The sequence below is a fragment of the Hydrogenophaga sp. genome (assembly GCF_041633695.1).
Classification (GTDB): domain Bacteria; phylum Pseudomonadota; class Gammaproteobacteria; order Burkholderiales; family Burkholderiaceae_C; genus Hydrogenophaga.
The window spans coordinates 1-3407 of the sequence record NZ_JBFJMY010000444.1 but is presented as its reverse complement, the minus strand read 5'-3'; the positions used below and the strand labels follow the sequence as shown (position 1 = coordinate 3407).

At 62.8% G+C, this 3407-nt stretch carries 3 protein-coding genes; 1 reads left to right on the top strand and 2 read right to left on the bottom strand.

Annotated elements, in window-relative coordinates; genetic code table 11:
• Positions 1-378: 378 nt before the first annotated feature.
• Positions 379-1428 carry a M48 family metallopeptidase gene (locus ABYB95_RS19800; RefSeq protein WP_372660859.1) on the bottom strand — a complete coding sequence of 350 codons (1050 nt, stop codon included), beginning with the start codon at positions 1426-1428 and terminating at the stop codon, positions 379-381.
• Entirely contained in the window at positions 1428-2597 is a 1170-nt protein-coding gene (locus ABYB95_RS19795; RefSeq protein ID WP_372660855.1) for a YjgN family protein, read from the bottom strand. The genes ABYB95_RS19800 and ABYB95_RS19795 overlap by 1 nt, the downstream gene beginning before the upstream one ends.
• Positions 2598-2754: 157 nt before the next feature.
• Here ABYB95_RS19795 and ABYB95_RS19790 point away from each other — a divergent pair.
• Positions 2755-3407: ABC transporter transmembrane domain-containing protein (locus ABYB95_RS19790; protein ID WP_372660852.1), on the top strand; the 653-nt coding region annotated here is incomplete at its 3' end.

The window sequence follows — 3407 nt, the reverse complement described above, 5'->3', positions numbered from 1 at the left end:
AATTTGCAATGCTTTGCACAGCTTGTCTCCTACGCTTGTTATTCGAAATGCGGTGCTTGTTCGCGACCGCCGCGTCCATGCACCGCCGTAGGGATGCAGATCAACGCAAGGCAAATAGTAAGAATCTGTGTCGGGTCTGTCGAATAAAGATTGATGATGCGGTCTATTCAGAATCTAAATACGGTGCGCGCTACGGCCCGAGTGGCGCACAACGGAGGCCAGCGCACGGGCCATGATCGACCAGCAACGGAACCAATGCATGGCCGCCTGGAGCGGCTGGACATGCGGCTGCGGTGGACGGCGGAACCAGGGCCACACCCTACTGCGCCAGATGGAACCCTGGCCTTGCGCCCAACGCTCAACGGTGCGGGAAATGCCTCAACGCCATTCGCGGAAAAAACGGATGCGCTCGTCGTCGTCCGGGTGGCTGGAGATCGATATCGGCAATGGGCCATCTGCCCGGTCGCCACGCTGCGGCGTGCGATCTGAAGAGGACGCTCGCATGCGTTCAAAAAACACCACCATCACCGCAGGCGAAATGCCGCTCTGGTGCAGCATGGTTGCAGCCTCTGCGTCGGCCTGGCGTTCGGCGTCGCGCGAATAGGATTGGGTCGCCATGGCCGCAGGGACCGTCACCAAAAATCCGCTGGCGTCGCCCATGACCACCCCCACCACCGCGCTCACCAGACTGGCCTGCACCACCATCTTGAGCCCGTGGCGCTGGCGCACATGGCCCCACTCGTGTGCCATCACACCCAGAATCGTATCGGGCTGGTCGGCCAACAGCTGCACCAGATCGTCGGTCACGACGATGTAGCCGCCCGGCAGCGCGAAGGCATTGGCTTTCAACGCGGGGGACTGGTGGAACCGCAGTTGCCAGGCGGGCACGTCTCCGTGCGGGTAGGTGCGTTCCAGCAAGGCCTCAAAACGTTTGCGCAAGTGCGCCTGTTGTGCCTCGGGAAGAGTGGACGGTTTGAGAAAGAGGCGGTCCAGTTCGCGCAGGGAGCGCTCGCCCACCGTGGCGTCCACCGAGGGCGGCAACCAGGACACGACCACATGGCTGAGCGCCGGAATACCCCAGATCCAGAAAGCCCAGAGCAGCAGCACGGTGCCCGCAGCCGCCCCCAGCGTGCCACGCCAGCTTTGCTGCCAGCGCACCACGGCACGCTCCGACAAGCCGCTGCGCTGGCACCAGTCGTCCCATTCGGCGCCATCGGCGTGTTGCAGCAGGCCGCCATCGGGCAGTTCGCATTGGCGTTGCCCGTGGGTGCGGCGCTCGGGCCAGCGCACATCGGCCACCGGGTAGCGGTGCACCTCGGTGCCGTCGTTCAACAGCAAGTGGTCGCTGTCGATGAGCAACTGCACGGCTCTGGCGCGCGGGCTGCGCCCGTCAAACCAGGTGCTGCTCAGTGCGCCTGCCGTGCCCATCACAAGCCCATGTCGAAACCAAAGAAGTCGCCGGCCGCGTCACCCAACACGCCACCTTTGCGCGATTGCGCCTGTGCCACCCAGGCGTCGACGTCGTCGGGCACCTCCAGAGTGATGGCTTCCAGGCGAGCACGTGCCGCGCGTACCTTGGCAAACGGCCAATAGAAACCCAGGGTCACCAGGATCAACAACCAGTTGAGCGCATTGATCTTGAAGTAGTCCACAAAGCGCAGCTGGCTGTGGATGCGGATGCGTGGGCTGGAGGTGTTTGACCAGATCAAATTTTGCAGGCGCACCGTGGTGTAGGGCAGCAACACCAAGGGCGTGAGCAAGTACAAACCTGCGAGCAACGCCACCCAGACCAGCGGCCCCGTGGACCCCACACGCTTGAACGCAAAGCCCAAGGCAACCAGAGCCGCCGCTCCCAGCACCAGCACCCCCATGGACTTGAGCGACAAACCATAAAAGCTGCGCACCGGCAGGTCCAGCCGGGTTTGCTCCCCGGCATAGGCATAGCCGCCGTGCTGATAGCGCTTGAGCCGCAAAACGAACCAGGGCAGCATCAACACAGCCAACAAGGTCAGCAGCCCCATGCCGATGGCCACAGCCGGGCCAAGCAAGATACTGCTGGGTGCCGACACCACATACAGCAGCGCCAGGACATAGAACGGCACGAAGGCACCGTAGGCGCCCGCCAAAGGGCTGTTGAAGGCCATTCGCACGCCACGCCAGCTGGTGTTTCGCAAACGGAAATGCAGCGACGCGCGCCAGAGTGCAGGCCACAAAGCCGCCAGGAACAAAATGGGTAGCCAACTGATGCCGGGCGCCAGCTCGGACACCGCCGTGTAGGCAATACTGAAGGCGAGCACCACCAAATAGCCCCGAAACATCTTCCAGGGGTCGGCGTGAAAACCCAGCGCATGGCCGCCCACGACGGTGTTGTTCTGAAAATTGGCGATGCGCCGGGCACGCGCAAAAGGCCAATACAGGCTCAGCGTGACCAGGATCAGCAACAGGTTGACAATCCATATGCGAAAGTATTCGCTGCCCGAGCCGGTGAAGCGGATGTCGAGGTTTTGATGCCCCCCCGCTCCGTGTGCTTCGCCACCGCGACCGCCCTCGCCCGAGCCCAAGAGTTCGGTGGGCGCAAAATCACCGTTGTTCTTCATCATCACTCCCTGAAATTTCGGGCCATCCTACCATCGCACATTGCGGATTTTTGACCAGCGTTTCGCCTTGAAAGACGCTCCAGCCCCGGCATATGGACCCTATGCCAGCTCCGCTGCAGCCACGACATTTCTCTGAAAACCCTCCGCGCACCCCACCATGACCCTTGCCACTGACCGCCCCAAATCCACCACGCCGACCTCGCTCGGCGGCCTGCTGCCATTTATGCGGCCCTACCGCCTGCAGATTGGTTTGGCCATTTTGTTTCTGGTCCTGGCCGCTGCGGCCACGCTGGTGTTCCCGGTTGCGCTGCGCCAATTGATCGACAGCGGACTGGTAGAGGGCGAGCGCAGCGCCCAGGCCATGGGCTTGCGCGGGCATTTCCTGGAGCTGTTTGCCGTGGCGGCGGCGCTGGGCGTGTTTTCTGCCTTTCGCTTCTATCTGGTGAGCTGGCTGGGCGAGCGCGTCACCACCGATTTGCGCAACGCCGTGTACGGTCATGTGCTGCGTCAAAGCCCGCAATTTTTTGAAACCACACAAACCGGCGAGGTGCTCAGCCGCCTCACCACCGACACCACCCTGGTGCAAACCGTGGTCGGCTCCTCGCTGTCCATGGGTCTGCGCAACGGTGTGATGGGCATTGGCGCGCTCGGCATGCTGGTGTGGACCAACCCCTATGTGATGACCCAGGTGTTGCTGATCCTGCTGCTGGTGGTGCTGCCCAGCATGTGGTTTGGTCGGCGTGTGCGCAAGCTCTCGCGTGCCAGCCAGGACCGTGTGGCCGATGCCAGCGCGATCGCCGCCGAGGTCTT